The sequence below is a fragment of the Hymenobacter cheonanensis genome (assembly GCF_030581075.1).
GTDB lineage: Bacteria > Bacteroidota > Bacteroidia > Cytophagales > Hymenobacteraceae > Hymenobacter.
Genome location: NZ_JAUQSW010000011.1, coordinates 180,857 through 194,037, shown reverse-complemented (window position 1 = coordinate 194,037; position 13,181 = coordinate 180,857). Strand labels below are relative to the sequence as shown.

The window sequence follows — 13,181 nt, the reverse complement described above, 5'->3', positions numbered from 1 at the left end:
AATGGCTTCTACCCTCGCCTACCTGCTGCTGGGCAGCAACCTCGGCGACCGGGCCGCCCGGCTGGCCCAGGCGCGCCACGACCTGGCGGCTACCGCTGGGTGCTTGGTGGCTGCTTCTGACTTGTATCAAACGGCGGCCTGGGGCCTCGAAGACCAGCCAGCATTCCTCAACCAGGTGCTGGCTATTGAGACGGAACTAGATGCCCCTAGCCTACTAGCCGCCTGCCTGGCCGCCGAGCAGCAGCAGGGCCGCGAGCGCCAGGTGCGCTGGGCCGCCCGCACCCTCGACGTGGATATTCTGCTGTTTGGCAACGCGGTTATCCATACCACTACCCTCACGGTGCCGCACCCGGCGCTGCCGGCTAGGCGCTTTGCCCTCACGCCCCTGGCCGAGGTGGCGCCGCAGGTAGTGCATCCGCAGCTGCATCGCACCATTGCGCAGCTGCTGGCCGCGTGCCCCGATATGCTGGCCGTAGCGCGCGTAGCAAGCTAAAAGCCGGCTAGCCCCGCGCAGTTACGCAAGGCTAGCCGGCTTCGCGGCTTAAGATTAGGCTAGCTCATTCGCGGACTGCAAGTCGGCGCTACTGCTTGCTAACTAAGAGCGTGTTTGGGAATTGTAAAAAACACGATTTTTGTCATGCTGAGCTTGTCGAAGCATCTCTACCGCTTTGTTGAAAAGCCGCTCAACGGGGCGGTAGAGATGCTTCGACAAGCTCAGTATGACCCGGAAATTGAAAATCCAAACACGCTCTAAGCAATTGTAGCCGTGGGCTCAATTTTCTTCACCAGGCCTTGCAATACTTTGCCGGGGCCGCACTCCACGAACGCCGTGGCACCATCGCGGAACATGGCCTGCACGCTCTGGGTCCAGCGCACGGGGGCGGTGAGCTGGGCCAGCAGGTTGGCTTTAATCTCGGCCGGGTCGGTGTGCGGGGCACCGTCCACATTCTGGTACACGGGGCAGCGGGCGGCGTGAAACTCGGTGCGCTCGATGGCCTCGGCCAGCGCGGCCTGGGCCGACTGCATGAGCGGCGAGTGGAAGGCACCGCCCACGGGCAGCGGCAAGGCGCGCTTGGCCCCAGCGGCTTTTAGCACTTCGCAGGCCTTGGCAATGCCGGCCGTGGAGCCCGAGATAACGAGCTGGCCGGGGCAGTTGTAGTTGGCCGCCACTACCACGTCGCCGCCGGCCGCTACCTGCTGGCAGCCCTGCTCCACCGCCTCATCGGCCAGGCCCAGGATGGCCGCCATGGTGCCGGGCTGCTCCTGGCAGGCGGCCTGCATGGCCTGGGCGCGGCGCGCTACCAGGGGCAGCGCATCGGCAAAGGTGAGCACGCCGGCCGCCACCAGGGCCGAGAATTCGCCCAGCGAATGGCCGGCTACCATGGCGGGCACGAGGTCGGGCCGGGCCACAAACTGCGCCACCGAGTGCACAAACACGGCGGGCTGGGTTACGTCGGTGCGGCGAAGGTCTTCCTCGGTGCCCTCAAACATAAGCTTGGTGAGGTCGAAGCCCATAATGTCGTTGGCCTGCATCAGCACGGCGCGGGCGGCCTCGCTTTGCTCGTACAGCTCGCGGGCCATGCCCGGAAACTGCGAGCCCTGGCCCGGAAATAAAACGGCCACGCGGGCGGCCTCGGTGGGGTGGGAAGGTGTCAAAGCAAACAAGAGTTAGAAGGTGCGGCTAGCCCGCACGCTCGGCAGGCGGGGCAAAATAAAGCCAAAAAAGCCACCCCGGGTGGAGTGGCTTTTTTGGCTTATCGCTGAAAAGGGGGCTAGCGCACTAGCTCCACCCAGCCTTTATAGGTGCGTTTGGTCTGGGCCGCGTCGGCAAACTCGACTTCGGCCAGGTAGTAGTAAATACCGCCCGATACCATGCCGCTCGTGCCGCTTTCGCCGGCCACGCCGCCGCCCGTCCAGTTAATGTAGGGGTCGCGGTCGCTCTCGTACACCTTGCGGCCCCAGCGGTTGAAAATCTGGATGTGCGTGCGCAGCAGGGGGCTGGTCGTCTTAGGCCGGAACACCTGATTGGCCGTGCTGTTGCTGCCCGGGATGAAGATGTTGGGCAGGATAAAGAACACGCAGTCGGCCTGGCAGGCCGAGTTACTGAGGCCGCTGCGCTGGCCCGAGGCCGCCACGGCCTGCACTTTGTAGCAGTAGGTGGGGCGGGGCCGGTTGCGGTCACTGTAAGTGCGCTGCGTGGTCGAGTCAATCAGCACGTAGGGGCCGCCGTCGGTATCGCTGCGGAAAATGCGGTAGTACACGGCGTTGGCCTCGCAGCCAGCGGGCGTGCTGCCCACCGTCCAGCGCAGGTTGTTCTGGTAGGTCTGGTTAACGGGTAGGTACGAGGCCAGGCTAGCCAGGCTGTCGCAGTTCACCACTTGCAGCGTGAGCACCGGCGTGCAGGGCACCGCTTGCAGCGTGGCGCAGATTTGCTGGCTCTTATTGAGCAAGTTGCTCAGGAAGCTGTAGTTGGCGTACTGGCCGGTGGTCTGTACGTAGTAGCAATACTCCTGCCCAGCCACGAGATTCTGGTCGACGTAGGTGCCGCTGGTAGCCCCCGGCGTCACGGTCGCAATCTGGTTGAACGTAGTGCTGCCCGGGTCGCGGCGGTAAATGCGCGAAGGCTGCTTGCTGTTATCCCAGGGCACATTATAGGCCCAGTTCACCGTTATGGCCTTCGTAATGCCGTTGGGCACCAGGCTGGTGCGCACGCTGGTGGCGCTAGGGGCAGTTTCCTGCACCTGCGTAGCGCCGGTGCCGCTCAAAAAGGTCAGCGTATAGGTGTATTGGTTGGCCACCGTGTTCAAGCCGTTGTCCACGTAGGTGGTATCGGCTAGGTTGGTGATGGTGGCGGCCAGCGTCGGGGCGCCCGTACCAATCTGGCGGGTCAGGCGGTAGATGGGCGAGGTAAACGTGCCCACATCGGCTTTAGGCTGGGTCCACTTCACGGTTATCTGGCCGGTAGCCGTGTTGGTGGTGTTCACATCCACGTTCGTGAGCATGGCCGAGCGACCATTGAAGGTCAGGCAGGCCTCGGCCGAGGCAATGCTGGCCCCACCCGCCGGCAGCGGAAAGGTGGCGTAGATGCGGTAGCAATAGGTTTTGCCCCGCACCAGGCCCGTATTATCCGAGAACGAGGTGGCACTCACCGGCACCGCGCCCACCTGCGTGTAGCCTGCCGAAGCCGGAATGCCGGTATCGCACGGCCCGGGGTTGAAGTTGGACGGATTTTCCTTGCGGTAAATCAGTATCTGGCTGGCGTTTTGGTACTTATACAAATTCCAGGTCAGCACGCTTACTAGCCCGCCGGGCGTGCCCGAAGGCGTAGCGCGCAGGTTTTGGGGCGGTGGCCCCACCACCGTGATGCGCACCGGCCTGATATCAACCAAGGGCTGCGAGGCCGCGTTGGGCGGCGTATCCTGGGCGCGGAATACCACTATGTACGGTTGGTCCGATACGTTGCTGCCGCCGGGGGCGGTGGTGCTGCCGGCCACGGCACTGTTGCCGGGCGTCCACTGGAATGTACCCGTTACCGAGGTGCCGGTGTTATTCTGCCGGAAGGTAGCGGGCGGCAGAATGCCGCTGAAAGCCGACAGGGTTACGTTGGTAGCCGGGACAGTGGCGCTAGAGCCATCGGTAGCCGATACCGTGAGTGTCACGGGCGTATCGGCCACCACGCACAGGTCGGGCGGCACCGTCAGCACTGGCGGCAGGTTATTGGTAGCCTGAATGATAATCTGCATATCCCGGATTACCTGGCCAATTACCCGGAACCCGTTGGCCGTGCGCCGAATCTCATCTACCGTGAAGGCGATGTTGTAAATACCTGCCCTGGCGGGCGCATTCCAGGTTATCTGGCCGGTGTTGATATCCTGCGAGATGAAAGCCCGCTGGCTGGGATTACCCGCCGGCACCCCGTTGTACGCCACCTGCATGGGGGTAGTACCCGGCGTGATGCTGGCATCATCGGGATACACATAGTTGGTGCATACCGTTGGCGTGGGCAGGTTCGTAACGTTGGCCGCCGTAGTGCCATTTACTACCTGCTGGCAGGTGCGCAGGTGATAGACGAGCGAGTCGCCATCGGCATCGTAGCCCGCCGGGTTGTGCAAGAATACTTGCCCTACCGTGCCCTGGTCTACGGCCGGGGCGCGCAGCACCGGCGAGTGATTGAGCCCGTAGGCCGGGTTAATGGTAATAGTGGTGCTTACGTAAAACGTCTGCGTATTAGAAGCTGCCATATTGAGTACGCCCGTATTGCGGTTTTCGCCCACAAAGCTTACCGGATATGGCCCCGCCGCCGGATACGTGTGCTCGCAGTAGTAGCTGAAAATATCCGTTTGCCCCACCCGCACGGTAGAGGCTTTCGGAATCCCATCCAGCCGGGTACCATCGCCGAAATACATGGTCACCGTGGGCTGGTCTACCCCCGTAATGTCCCGGTACAGCGTAAGCTTGTAAAAAATACGGTTGGGGTTATGCGCCGCCGTAGTGTCCACCTTGGCCTGAATGTCGCCCGCCCGGATGTGCGAGGCTAGCGCCGCTTGCGGGCGCAGCCAGCCCAGGGCCAGCAGCAGCGCGGCCACCAGCCAGGCGCCCCGCCCCGCATTCTTCCCAAAAGATAAAAGAAGTTGCATAATCTACCTGTGTTGAAAAACAGCCTACTACCCTGAAAATTGGACCTCGCGCCGAACCATACTCCCTAGCCAACCTTTTGCGCGGGCGGTTGGTTGTCCTAAAGTACGTAGCAATTGGGCTAACGGAACTCGCGGCCGATTGATTCACGCCGCGGAGCGTGCTTCCCGGGCCTAGTGTTTAATCCTTCTAAATAACGCCTATGTTACGGGGGTACCTTGGGCTAAGGCCGGCGGCGGCCCTACCTTTGGGCAGTACAAAAGGTCATTTTTTCGGCTGAAATCTCTATGAACTGGTTTACAAAAACCTTTAGCAGCAGCATCGGGCGCAAGATTATCATGTCCCTTACGGGCCTGTTTCTCTGCACGTTCCTGGTGGTGCACCTGATTGGCAACCTCCAGCTTTTCAAACACGACGACGGGGTGGCGTTTAATACCTACTCGCACTTCATGGGCACCAACCCGGTCATTCGCACCATCGAGTGGGGGCTGGTGCTGGGCTTCGGCTTTCACATCTACGAGGCCTTGATGCTGACCATCCGCAACAAAGGCGCCCGCTCGCACGGCTACGCGCAGTGGGAAGCCAAGCAAAATTCGGAATGGACCTCGCGCAACATGGGTATTCTAGGTTCTATTATTCTCGTGTTTCTGATTGTGCACCTGTACAATTTCTTCTGGCGCGCCCGCTTCGGCACCCTCGACCCGGACATCAACCACAACGACGATTTGTACAAATTGGTGGTGTCGTCTTTCCATCAGTGGTGGTATGTGCTGCTGTACGTGGCCGCGCAGGCTAGCCTGGGCTACCACCTGTGGCACGGCTTCCGCTCGGGCTTCCAGACCCTGGGCCTGAACCACCGCAAATACATGCCGATTATCAAGAACTTTGGCTATGCCTTTGCTGTCATTGTATCGGCTGGCTTTGCTTCGATGCCGCTCTACTTCCTCTTGTTTACCAACGAGAAAGGGGCGCTGTTGAGCCACGCACCGGCCGTGCTGCACCAGCTCACGCTGGCGTTTAACTAAGTCCGTTTTCTGGCAGTTTAGCTCTTCTCTATGGTACTGAATTCCAAAGCCCCTGAAGGCCCCCTGGCCGAGAAATGGGACAAGCATAAGTTCAACGTCAAGCTCGTGAACCCCGCCAACAAGCGGAAGTACGACGTGATTGTGGTGGGCACCGGCCTAGCGGGCGCCGCCGCTGCCGCCTCGCTGGCCGAGCTGGGCTACAACGTGAAAGCCTTCACCTACCACGACTCGCCGCGCCGCGCGCACTCCATCGCGGCGCAGGGTGGCATCAACGCTGCCAAGAACTACCAGAACGACGGCGACTCGGTGTTCCGCCTGTTTTACGACACTATCAAGGGTGGCGACTACCGCGCCCGCGAAGCCAACGTGTACCGGCTAGCCCAGGTATCGGTTAATATCATCGACCAGTGCGTGGCGCAGGGCGTGCCGTTTGCCCGCGAGTACGGCGGGCTGCTGGCCAACCGCTCGTTTGGCGGCGCGCAGGTAAGCCGCACGTTCTACGCCCGCGGCCAGACCGGGCAGCAGCTGCTGCTAGGTGCCTACTCGGCCCTGAGCCGCCAGATTGCCTACGGCAAGGTGAAGATGTACACCCGCTCGGAAATGCTCGACGTGGTAGTAGTCGACGGCCAGGCCCGCGGCATTATCACCCGCAACCTCGTGACGGGTGAGGTGCAGACGCACGCCGCCCACGCGGTAGTGCTAGCCACCGGCGGCTACGGCAACGTGTTCTACCTGAGCACGAACGCCATGTACTGCAACGCCACGGCCGCGTGGCGGGCGCACAAAAAGGGGGCTTATTTTGCTAACCCCTGCTTCACCCAGATTCACCCTACCTGCATCCCGGTGTCGGGCGACTACCAGTCGAAGCTGACGCTGATGTCGGAGTCGCTGCGCAACGATGGCCGCGTGTGGGTACCCAAAACGGTGGCCCTGGCCGAGCGCGTGCGTAAAGGCGAGCTGAAGCCGCAAGATATCCAGGAAGACGACCGCGACTACTTCCTCGAGCGCAAGTACCCGGCTTTTGGTAACCTCGTGCCGCGCGACGTGGCTTCGCGCAACGCCAAGCAGATGTGCGACGAAGGCCGCGGCGTGGGCTCGTCGGGCCTAGCCGTATACCTCGACTTCGCTGATGTTATCAAGCGCACCAGCGCCGAGGCGGTAAGCCAGAAGTACGGCAACCTTTTCGAGATGTACGAGAAGATTACCGACGAAAACCCCTACCAGATGCCCATGCGCATCTACCCGGCGGTGCACTACACCATGGGCGGCCTGTGGGTTGATTATAACCTGCAAACCACCGTGCCTGGCCTCTACGCCACGGGCGAGTGCAACTTCTCAGACCACGGCGCCAACCGCCTGGGGGCGTCGGCCCTTATGCAGGGCCTGGCCGATGGTTACTTCGTAATTCCCTATACCATTGGCGATTACCTGGCCGCTACGCCGCCCAAGCCGGTAACTACCGACCACCCGGCCTTTGCCGAAGCCAAGGCTGGCGTGCAGGCTCGCGTAGAGCAATTGCTCAGCATCAAGGGCAACCGCACGCCCGACGAGTTTCACAAAAAGCTCGGCCACCTCATGTGGGAGTATTGCGGCATGGCCCGCAATGCCGAAGGCCTGAAGTACGCCAAGGCTGAAATCGCCAAGCTGCGCAAGGAGTTCTGGCAGGATGTAAAAGTGGTGGGCTCGGGTGAGGAAATGAACCAGGCGCTGGAGAAAGCCGGCCGCGTAGCCGACTTTATCGAGCTTGGCGAATTGATGGTAGACGACGCCCTGGACCGCAACGAAAGCTGCGGTGGTCACTTCCGCGAGGAGTACGCTACGGAGGACGGCGAGGCCATGCGCCGCGACGACGAGTACGCCTACGTAGCCGCCTGGGAGTACATGGGCGAAAACCAGCCCGAGCGCCTCAACAAGGAAGAGTTGGTGTTCGAAAACGTGAAGCTTACGCAACGGAGCTACAAATAATAACTACTTGGCATGCTGAACGCAGTGAAGCATCTCGCGGGCAGCAGTAACTACCTATCACAACGACGCGAGCGAGATGCTTCACTGCGTTCAGCATGACGTTTTACTATAATGGCCGGAAGTAACCCCAACGCTAAACCCATGAACCTGACGCTGAAAGTTTGGCGTCAGCCCAACCGCCAGACCGAAGGCAGCATTGTTGACTATCAGGTGAAGGACATCTCGCCCGATATGTCGTTTCTGGAAATGCTCGACGTGCTTAACGAGGACCTGCTCCACAAGGGCCAGGACCCGGTAGCCTTCGACCACGACTGCCGCGAGGGCATCTGCGGCTCGTGCGACCTGTTTATCAATGGCCGCTCGCACGGCCCCGAGAAGGGCACTACCACGTGCCAGCTGCACATGCGCAAGTTCTCGGATGGCGATACCATTACTATTGAGCCCTGGCGCGCCAACGCCTTCCCGGTTAACAAGGATTTGAGCGTCGACCGCTCGGCCTTCGACCGCATCATTCAGGCAGGCGGCTACGTGAGCGTGAATACCGGCGGCGCGCCCGACGGCAACGAGATTCCGATTCCGAAAGAAATTTCGGACCGGGCGTTTGAGGCAGCCACCTGCATTGGCTGCGGCGCCTGCGTGGCGGCCTGCAAAAATGCTTCGGCTATGCTCTTCGTGTCGGCCAAGGTATCGCAGCTAGCCCTGCTGCCCCAGGGCCAGGTAGAAGCCAAGACCCGCGTGGAAAACATGGTGGCCCAGATGGACATCGAGGGCTTTGGCGCCTGCTCGAACATCGGCTCGTGCGCCGCCGAATGCCCGGTGGGCATTTCGCTGGAGAACATCGCCATCCTGAACCGTGAGTTCCTGACGGCCAAGGCGACCTCGAATAATCTGGCGTAGGCCAGGTAGTTTCTACGCTGTCGAAAAGGTGCCTGGGTTTAGCCCGGGCACCTTTTCTGGTTTAAATGGCCAACCTGCGCTGGCCGAGTGCGTAACTAAGAGCACACTCTCTTAAGCACCTGAGCAGCATGAAAATACTCGTTGTAGGAGCCGGCGGTAAGTCGGGCCAATTGGTAGTCGAGCGTGCGCTGGCGGCGGGCCACTCGGTCACGGCACTAGTGCACGATGCGGCCTCGTATAAGGCTCCGGCCGGCGTGCAGGTAGTAACCGGCGATGCTACCGACGCAGCTACTGTTGAAAAAGCAGTGGCCGGGCAGCAAGCCGTTATTGACGCCATTGGTGGCAAAACGCCGTACCTGGCTACTGATTTAGAGCAGCATACGGCCAAGGCGATTATAGACGCCATGCATCGGCACGGGGTGCGCCGGCTGATAGCTATTTCGGTGCTAGGGGTGGGCGATAGCAAGGAGCAGGCAGGCTTTTTTTACGAGCATTTGTTGATGCCTACTTTTCTGCGCGGCGCCGTGCCCGATAAGGAAGCGATGGAAGCGGAGGTGAAGGCTAGCGGCCTGGATTTCGTACTGGTGCGCCCGCCTTTTCTCACCGACAGCCCCGCCACGGGCCAGGCGCACGTGGTAACGGACGAAGACAAAGCCCACAAAATCACCCGCGCCGACCTGGCGCAGTTCATGGTTGACCAACTGCAAAGCGATACCTATCTCGGCCAGGCCGTTACGGTGACTAATTCATAGTGCGGCGGGTAGCTTGGTGGCGCACTTCGGCCTCATACACGTGCCGCCCCAGCTCGCGCAGAAAGGGCAGGCCTACCGTGTCGTAGTCGTACTTATCGTCGTTGAGCACGCCATCGGCGTTGACGTAGAGCACGGCGGCCAGCAGAAATTCAACCCCGTGGGCGGCATCTACTACGTAGGCGTTGTCGATGAGAAAGCCGTAGGCCTGGCCGATTTTATTATACACCCGCACACCGGGCGGCAGGCGTGCTTCTCCCCCACCACCGAGCAGGTATTTGGCGTAGGTGCTTGGGTAAGCGAGCGAATCGTAGTACGGTGAGCGGCTCTGGGGCGGCAGCTGGCTCAGTGCTTCGCGCACACGAGCCAGGCTAGCCGCTGTGAGGTGCGGGCGTTGCCGGGCGGGCACAGTTTCGGGCAGCACTACGGCTTGCAACAGCTGTTGTAAATCGGACAGGCTGAACACATTTTTCTGGCTCAGGTCGAGCGGCTGGGCTAGCTGCTGCCCTTGGGCATTCACATACGCCTGGCCGACATGCAGGCTAGCCGGCCGCACCCGCGCTGGGGGCAGGGGCGCGCGCCACGCTGCGGCCGGCTGGGCCAGCAGCAGCTGCGTTTCGGCCGTATCGGCGAAGAACCGGATGGGATTGGTATGGCGCCAGCCGGGCACCCCATCGCCCACGCTGAGGCGGTGCACGAGGCGGGCGTGGCGCAGGCCTAGCCGGCGCAACCCGGCACTCAATTCCTGCGGGCCCACAAACTCATACAAGCGGTTATAGGCATCGTTATCACTCACCAGCAGCATTTTGCGCAGGTAGTGCCCCAGGCTGGGCCGGCCGCTGGCGGCCGTAGCATCGTGCACGGCGCGGGTCTGGCCCGCAAAGGCTGAGTCGGTGCGCAAGGGCGAATCGGGGCTGAGGCCGGGTGTGCTGGCTTGCAGGCGCTCCAGCTTTTCGAGGGCCAGCACGCCGGCCGCCAGCTTCACGGCGCTGGCCGGGTAAAAGTATTCGCGGGGCCGCACCCGGTAGCGCACCGGCCGCGCCAGGTGGGCTAGCCCCTGCGCATCGCGCCGCACGCGCACCAAGCTGATTTGCAGGTGATAAAATTCGGGCCGCGCCAGCACGCGCCCCAGGCCCACCGTGTCGGCGGGGGCTAGCAGGCGGCGTGGCAGCCGGGGCTGGGCCGGCGCCAACCAGGGAGCAACCAACAGCAAGCCTACTGCGAACAGGTGTAATAAACCGGGCTTCATAAAAGCAAAATAGCGGCCTGCGGCCGGAGCCGCTTCGTTAGGGCTAGCCCTTTCTTACTCACCCAAAGCCAAAAAGCCCCGGCAGCGGGGCTGCCGGGGCTTTTTGCGTGCGAAGAGGCTAGCCGCTTATTGGCCCAGCTTCTTCTTCAGGTTCTCGTCGAGCGCCTCCAGAAACTCCTCGGTGTAGAGGTAGTCGCGGCCGTGCTCCACTTTGTTGCCGTGGATGCAGACGGCGAGGTCCTTGGTCATTTTGCCGCTTTCCACGGTTTCGATGCACACCTGCTCCAGCTTGTGGCAGAAGTCGATAAGCTCCTGGTTGCCGTCGAGCTTGCCGCGAAACTCCAGGCCGCGCGTCCAGGCGAAGATGCTGGCGATGGGGTTGGTGCTGGTGGGCTTGCCCTTCTGGTGGTCGCGGTAGTGGCGCGTCACGGTGCCGTGGGCGGCTTCGGCCTCCATCACGGTGCCGTCGGGCGTCACGAGCGTCGAGGTCATCAGGCCGAGCGAGCCGAAGCCTTGGGCCACGGTGTCGCTCTGCACGTCGCCGTCGTAGTTTTTGCAGGCCCACACAAAATTGCCGTTCCACTTCAGGGCCGAGGCCACCATGTCGTCAATTAGGCGGTGCTCGTAGGTGATGCCGGCGGCCTTGAACTTGTCCTGGTAATCCTGCTCGTAAATCTCCTGGAAGATGTCCTTGAAGCGGCCGTCGTACTTCTTCAGGATGGTATTCTTAGTGCTCAGGTACAGCGGCCAGCCCTTCATCAGGGCTTGGTTGAAGCAGGCGTGGGCAAAACCCCGGATGCTCTCGTCGGTGTTGTACATGGCCAGGGCCACACCATCGTTTTTGAAGTTAAACACCTCAAACGACTGCACCTCGCCGCCGTCTTCGGGCGTGAAGGTGATGGTGAGCTTGCCTTTGCCCTTGGTTACGAAGTCGGTGGCGCGGTACTGGTCGCCGAAGGCGTGGCGGCCAATGCAGATGGGGGCCGTCCAGTTGGGCACGAGGCGCGGCACGTTGCTCATCACAATAGGCTCGCGGAACACGGTACCATCCAATATGTTACGAATAGTGCCGTTGGGCGACTTCCACATCTGCTTCAGGCCAAACTCCGCTACGCGCTCCTCATCGGGGGTGATGGTGGCGCACTTGATGCCCACGCCGTACTGCTTAATAGCATTGGCCGAGTCGATGGTTACCTGGTCGTTGGTTTCGTCGCGGTACTCGATGCCGAGGTCATAATACTTGATATCGAGGTCGAGGTAAGGCGTGATGAGCTTGTCCTTGATAAACTTCCAGATGATGCGCGTCATTTCGTCGCCATCGAGCTCTACTACGGGGTTGGCTACTTTGATTTTGGTCATTGTTGCGGTGGGATTGGGTAAGATTTGGGTGCCCCGCCCCAGCCAGCAGGCCGGGCGGGGTAACTAAAGTTGAGGGCGATTAACAGGCTGCGTAGCCGCGTTGTTCTTCGCAGCGTCAATATTAAGCACGGTTTAGTGCCCGGCAGCGGGCTAGCCCGGTCGCAAACGTTTGCGCTGGTTTTACCCCTCGATAATTTTCTGGCTAGCCCCCTCCTGCCCCGTGCTGAGTGGCAGAGCGGCCGTGGCGGGCAGCACGGCGGGCTGCAAGAACACGTGCTGCACATCGGGGTGAGCGGCTTTTATCTTATCGCAAACCTGCCCAATTATCGCGGTGAGCTGGCTGGCCGGCAGCGTGGGCGCAAACTCGACGGGCACCACTACCAGTATTTCGTGGGGGCTGAGGTAGGACGAGAGCGGCGTAGACGCGCGCACAATCGATTTTTCGGCGCTTACCATTTCCGCAATGCTGGCCAGCAGCGAGGCCTCGGCGGGCTCGCCCAGCAGCAGGCTCTTGGTTTCGCGCAGCAACAGGCCCGCCACTACCAGCAGCAGCAGGCCAATGAGGAGCGAGGCCACGCCATCGAGGGCGGGCATATTGAGCAAATGGCTGAGGAAAACACCCAGAAAGGCAATAAGCAGGCCGAGCAAATCAGAAGCATCTTCGAACAGCACCACAAAAATCGACGGGTCTTTGCTAGCCCGGAAAGCGGCCCAAAATGGCTGCTTGCCGCGCTGGGCGTTGAAGGTGCGGCGCGCCACCAGAAATGAGCTGCCATCGAGGCCAAAGGCCACGGCCAGCACCACGTAGTTCCAGGTGGGGCTGCCCAGCGGCTCGGGGTGGCGCAGGTGCTCGTAGCCCTCGTAGAGCGATAAGCCGCCCCCGATGGCGAAGATGAACACCGCCACCATAAAGGCCCAGAAATACAGCTCGCGCCCGTAGCCGAAGGGCCGGTGCGCGGTGGCCGGCTGCTTGCTGGCGCGCAACCCCAGCAGCAGCAGCCACTCATTGGCCGTGTCCACGAGCGAGTGGATGCCCTCGGAGAGCATAGCCGACGAGCCCGTGAACCACGCCGCCACAAACTTGATGACGGCAATGCCCAGGTTGGCCGCCAGCGCGGCAATGATGGCGGTTTTGGATTGGGGGTGGTCGGGGGCGGCGGGCACGGGTGACAAGGCGAAATACTAGCAGGCGGTTGCTGCGGCTGTGTACGGGCGCGGACCGGTAAGGTAGGTTGGGGCTACGGGCGGCGAGGGAGGGCTAGCGGGTGGGCAATGAGCGTTGAGGCCACCTAGGCAGGCTTG

Annotated in this window: 10 protein-coding genes; 5 read left to right on the top strand and 5 right to left on the bottom strand. The window is 61.6% G+C overall.

What is annotated here, in order from left to right; genetic code table 11:
• Position 1: 1 nt before the first annotated feature.
• Positions 2 to 493, top strand: a complete 492-nt coding sequence (gene folK, locus Q5H89_RS19135; protein ID WP_305020960.1) for a 2-amino-4-hydroxy-6-hydroxymethyldihydropteridine diphosphokinase — start codon at positions 2 to 4, stop codon at positions 491 to 493.
• 257 nt (positions 494 to 750) lie between these two features.
• Here folK and fabD read toward each other — a convergent pair whose 3' ends face one another.
• Together fabD and Q5H89_RS19125 are read right to left on the bottom strand one after the other, a co-directional pair.
• On the bottom strand, positions 751 to 1,656 hold the full coding sequence (gene fabD, locus Q5H89_RS19130) for an ACP S-malonyltransferase (protein WP_305020959.1): 906 nt from the start codon (positions 1,654 to 1,656) through the stop codon (positions 751 to 753).
• A gap of 116 nt (positions 1,657 to 1,772) precedes the next feature.
• Positions 1,773 to 4,637, bottom strand: a complete 2,865-nt coding sequence (locus Q5H89_RS19125) for a T9SS type B sorting domain-containing protein (protein ID WP_305020958.1) — start codon at positions 4,635 to 4,637, stop codon at positions 1,773 to 1,775.
• A 285-nt stretch (positions 4,638 to 4,922) separates the two neighbouring features.
• Here Q5H89_RS19125 and Q5H89_RS19120 point away from each other — a divergent pair, with 285 nt between their 5' ends.
• From Q5H89_RS19120 to Q5H89_RS19105, 4 genes are all read left to right on the top strand, one after another.
• Complete coding sequence (locus Q5H89_RS19120; RefSeq protein ID WP_305020957.1) at positions 4,923 to 5,660, top strand: succinate dehydrogenase cytochrome b subunit; 738 nt, start codon at positions 4,923 to 4,925, stop codon at positions 5,658 to 5,660.
• 30 nt (positions 5,661 to 5,690) lie between these two features.
• Positions 5,691 to 7,625: a fumarate reductase/succinate dehydrogenase flavoprotein subunit gene (locus Q5H89_RS19115; protein WP_305020956.1), complete on the top strand. Its 1,935-nt coding sequence runs from the start codon at positions 5,691 to 5,693 to the stop codon at positions 7,623 to 7,625.
• A gap of 141 nt (positions 7,626 to 7,766) precedes the next feature.
• The gene (locus Q5H89_RS19110) at positions 7,767 to 8,522 is read left to right on the top strand and encodes a succinate dehydrogenase/fumarate reductase iron-sulfur subunit (RefSeq protein WP_305020955.1); all 756 of its coding nucleotides are present in this window, start codon (positions 7,767 to 7,769) and stop codon (positions 8,520 to 8,522) included.
• A gap of 128 nt (positions 8,523 to 8,650) precedes the next feature.
• The gene (locus tag Q5H89_RS19105; RefSeq protein ID WP_305020954.1) at positions 8,651 to 9,274 is read left to right on the top strand and encodes an NAD(P)-dependent oxidoreductase; all 624 of its coding nucleotides are present in this window, start codon (positions 8,651 to 8,653) and stop codon (positions 9,272 to 9,274) included.
• Here Q5H89_RS19105 and Q5H89_RS19100 read toward each other — a convergent pair.
• From Q5H89_RS19100 to Q5H89_RS19090, 3 genes are all read right to left on the bottom strand, one after another.
• Positions 9,264 to 10,520, bottom strand: a complete 1,257-nt coding sequence (locus Q5H89_RS19100; protein ID WP_305020953.1) for a serine hydrolase — start codon at positions 10,518 to 10,520, stop codon at positions 9,264 to 9,266. The genes Q5H89_RS19105 and Q5H89_RS19100 overlap by 11 nt on opposite strands.
• 126 nt (positions 10,521 to 10,646) lie before the next feature.
• Positions 10,647 to 11,879, bottom strand: coding sequence for an NADP-dependent isocitrate dehydrogenase (locus Q5H89_RS19095; protein WP_305020952.1), 1,233 nt, complete (start codon positions 11,877 to 11,879; stop codon positions 10,647 to 10,649).
• 180 nt (positions 11,880 to 12,059) lie between these two features.
• Entirely contained in the window at positions 12,060 to 13,043 is a 984-nt protein-coding gene (locus Q5H89_RS19090; protein ID WP_305020951.1) for a cation diffusion facilitator family transporter, read from the bottom strand.
• Between the last annotated feature and the right edge of the window lie 138 nt (positions 13,044 to 13,181).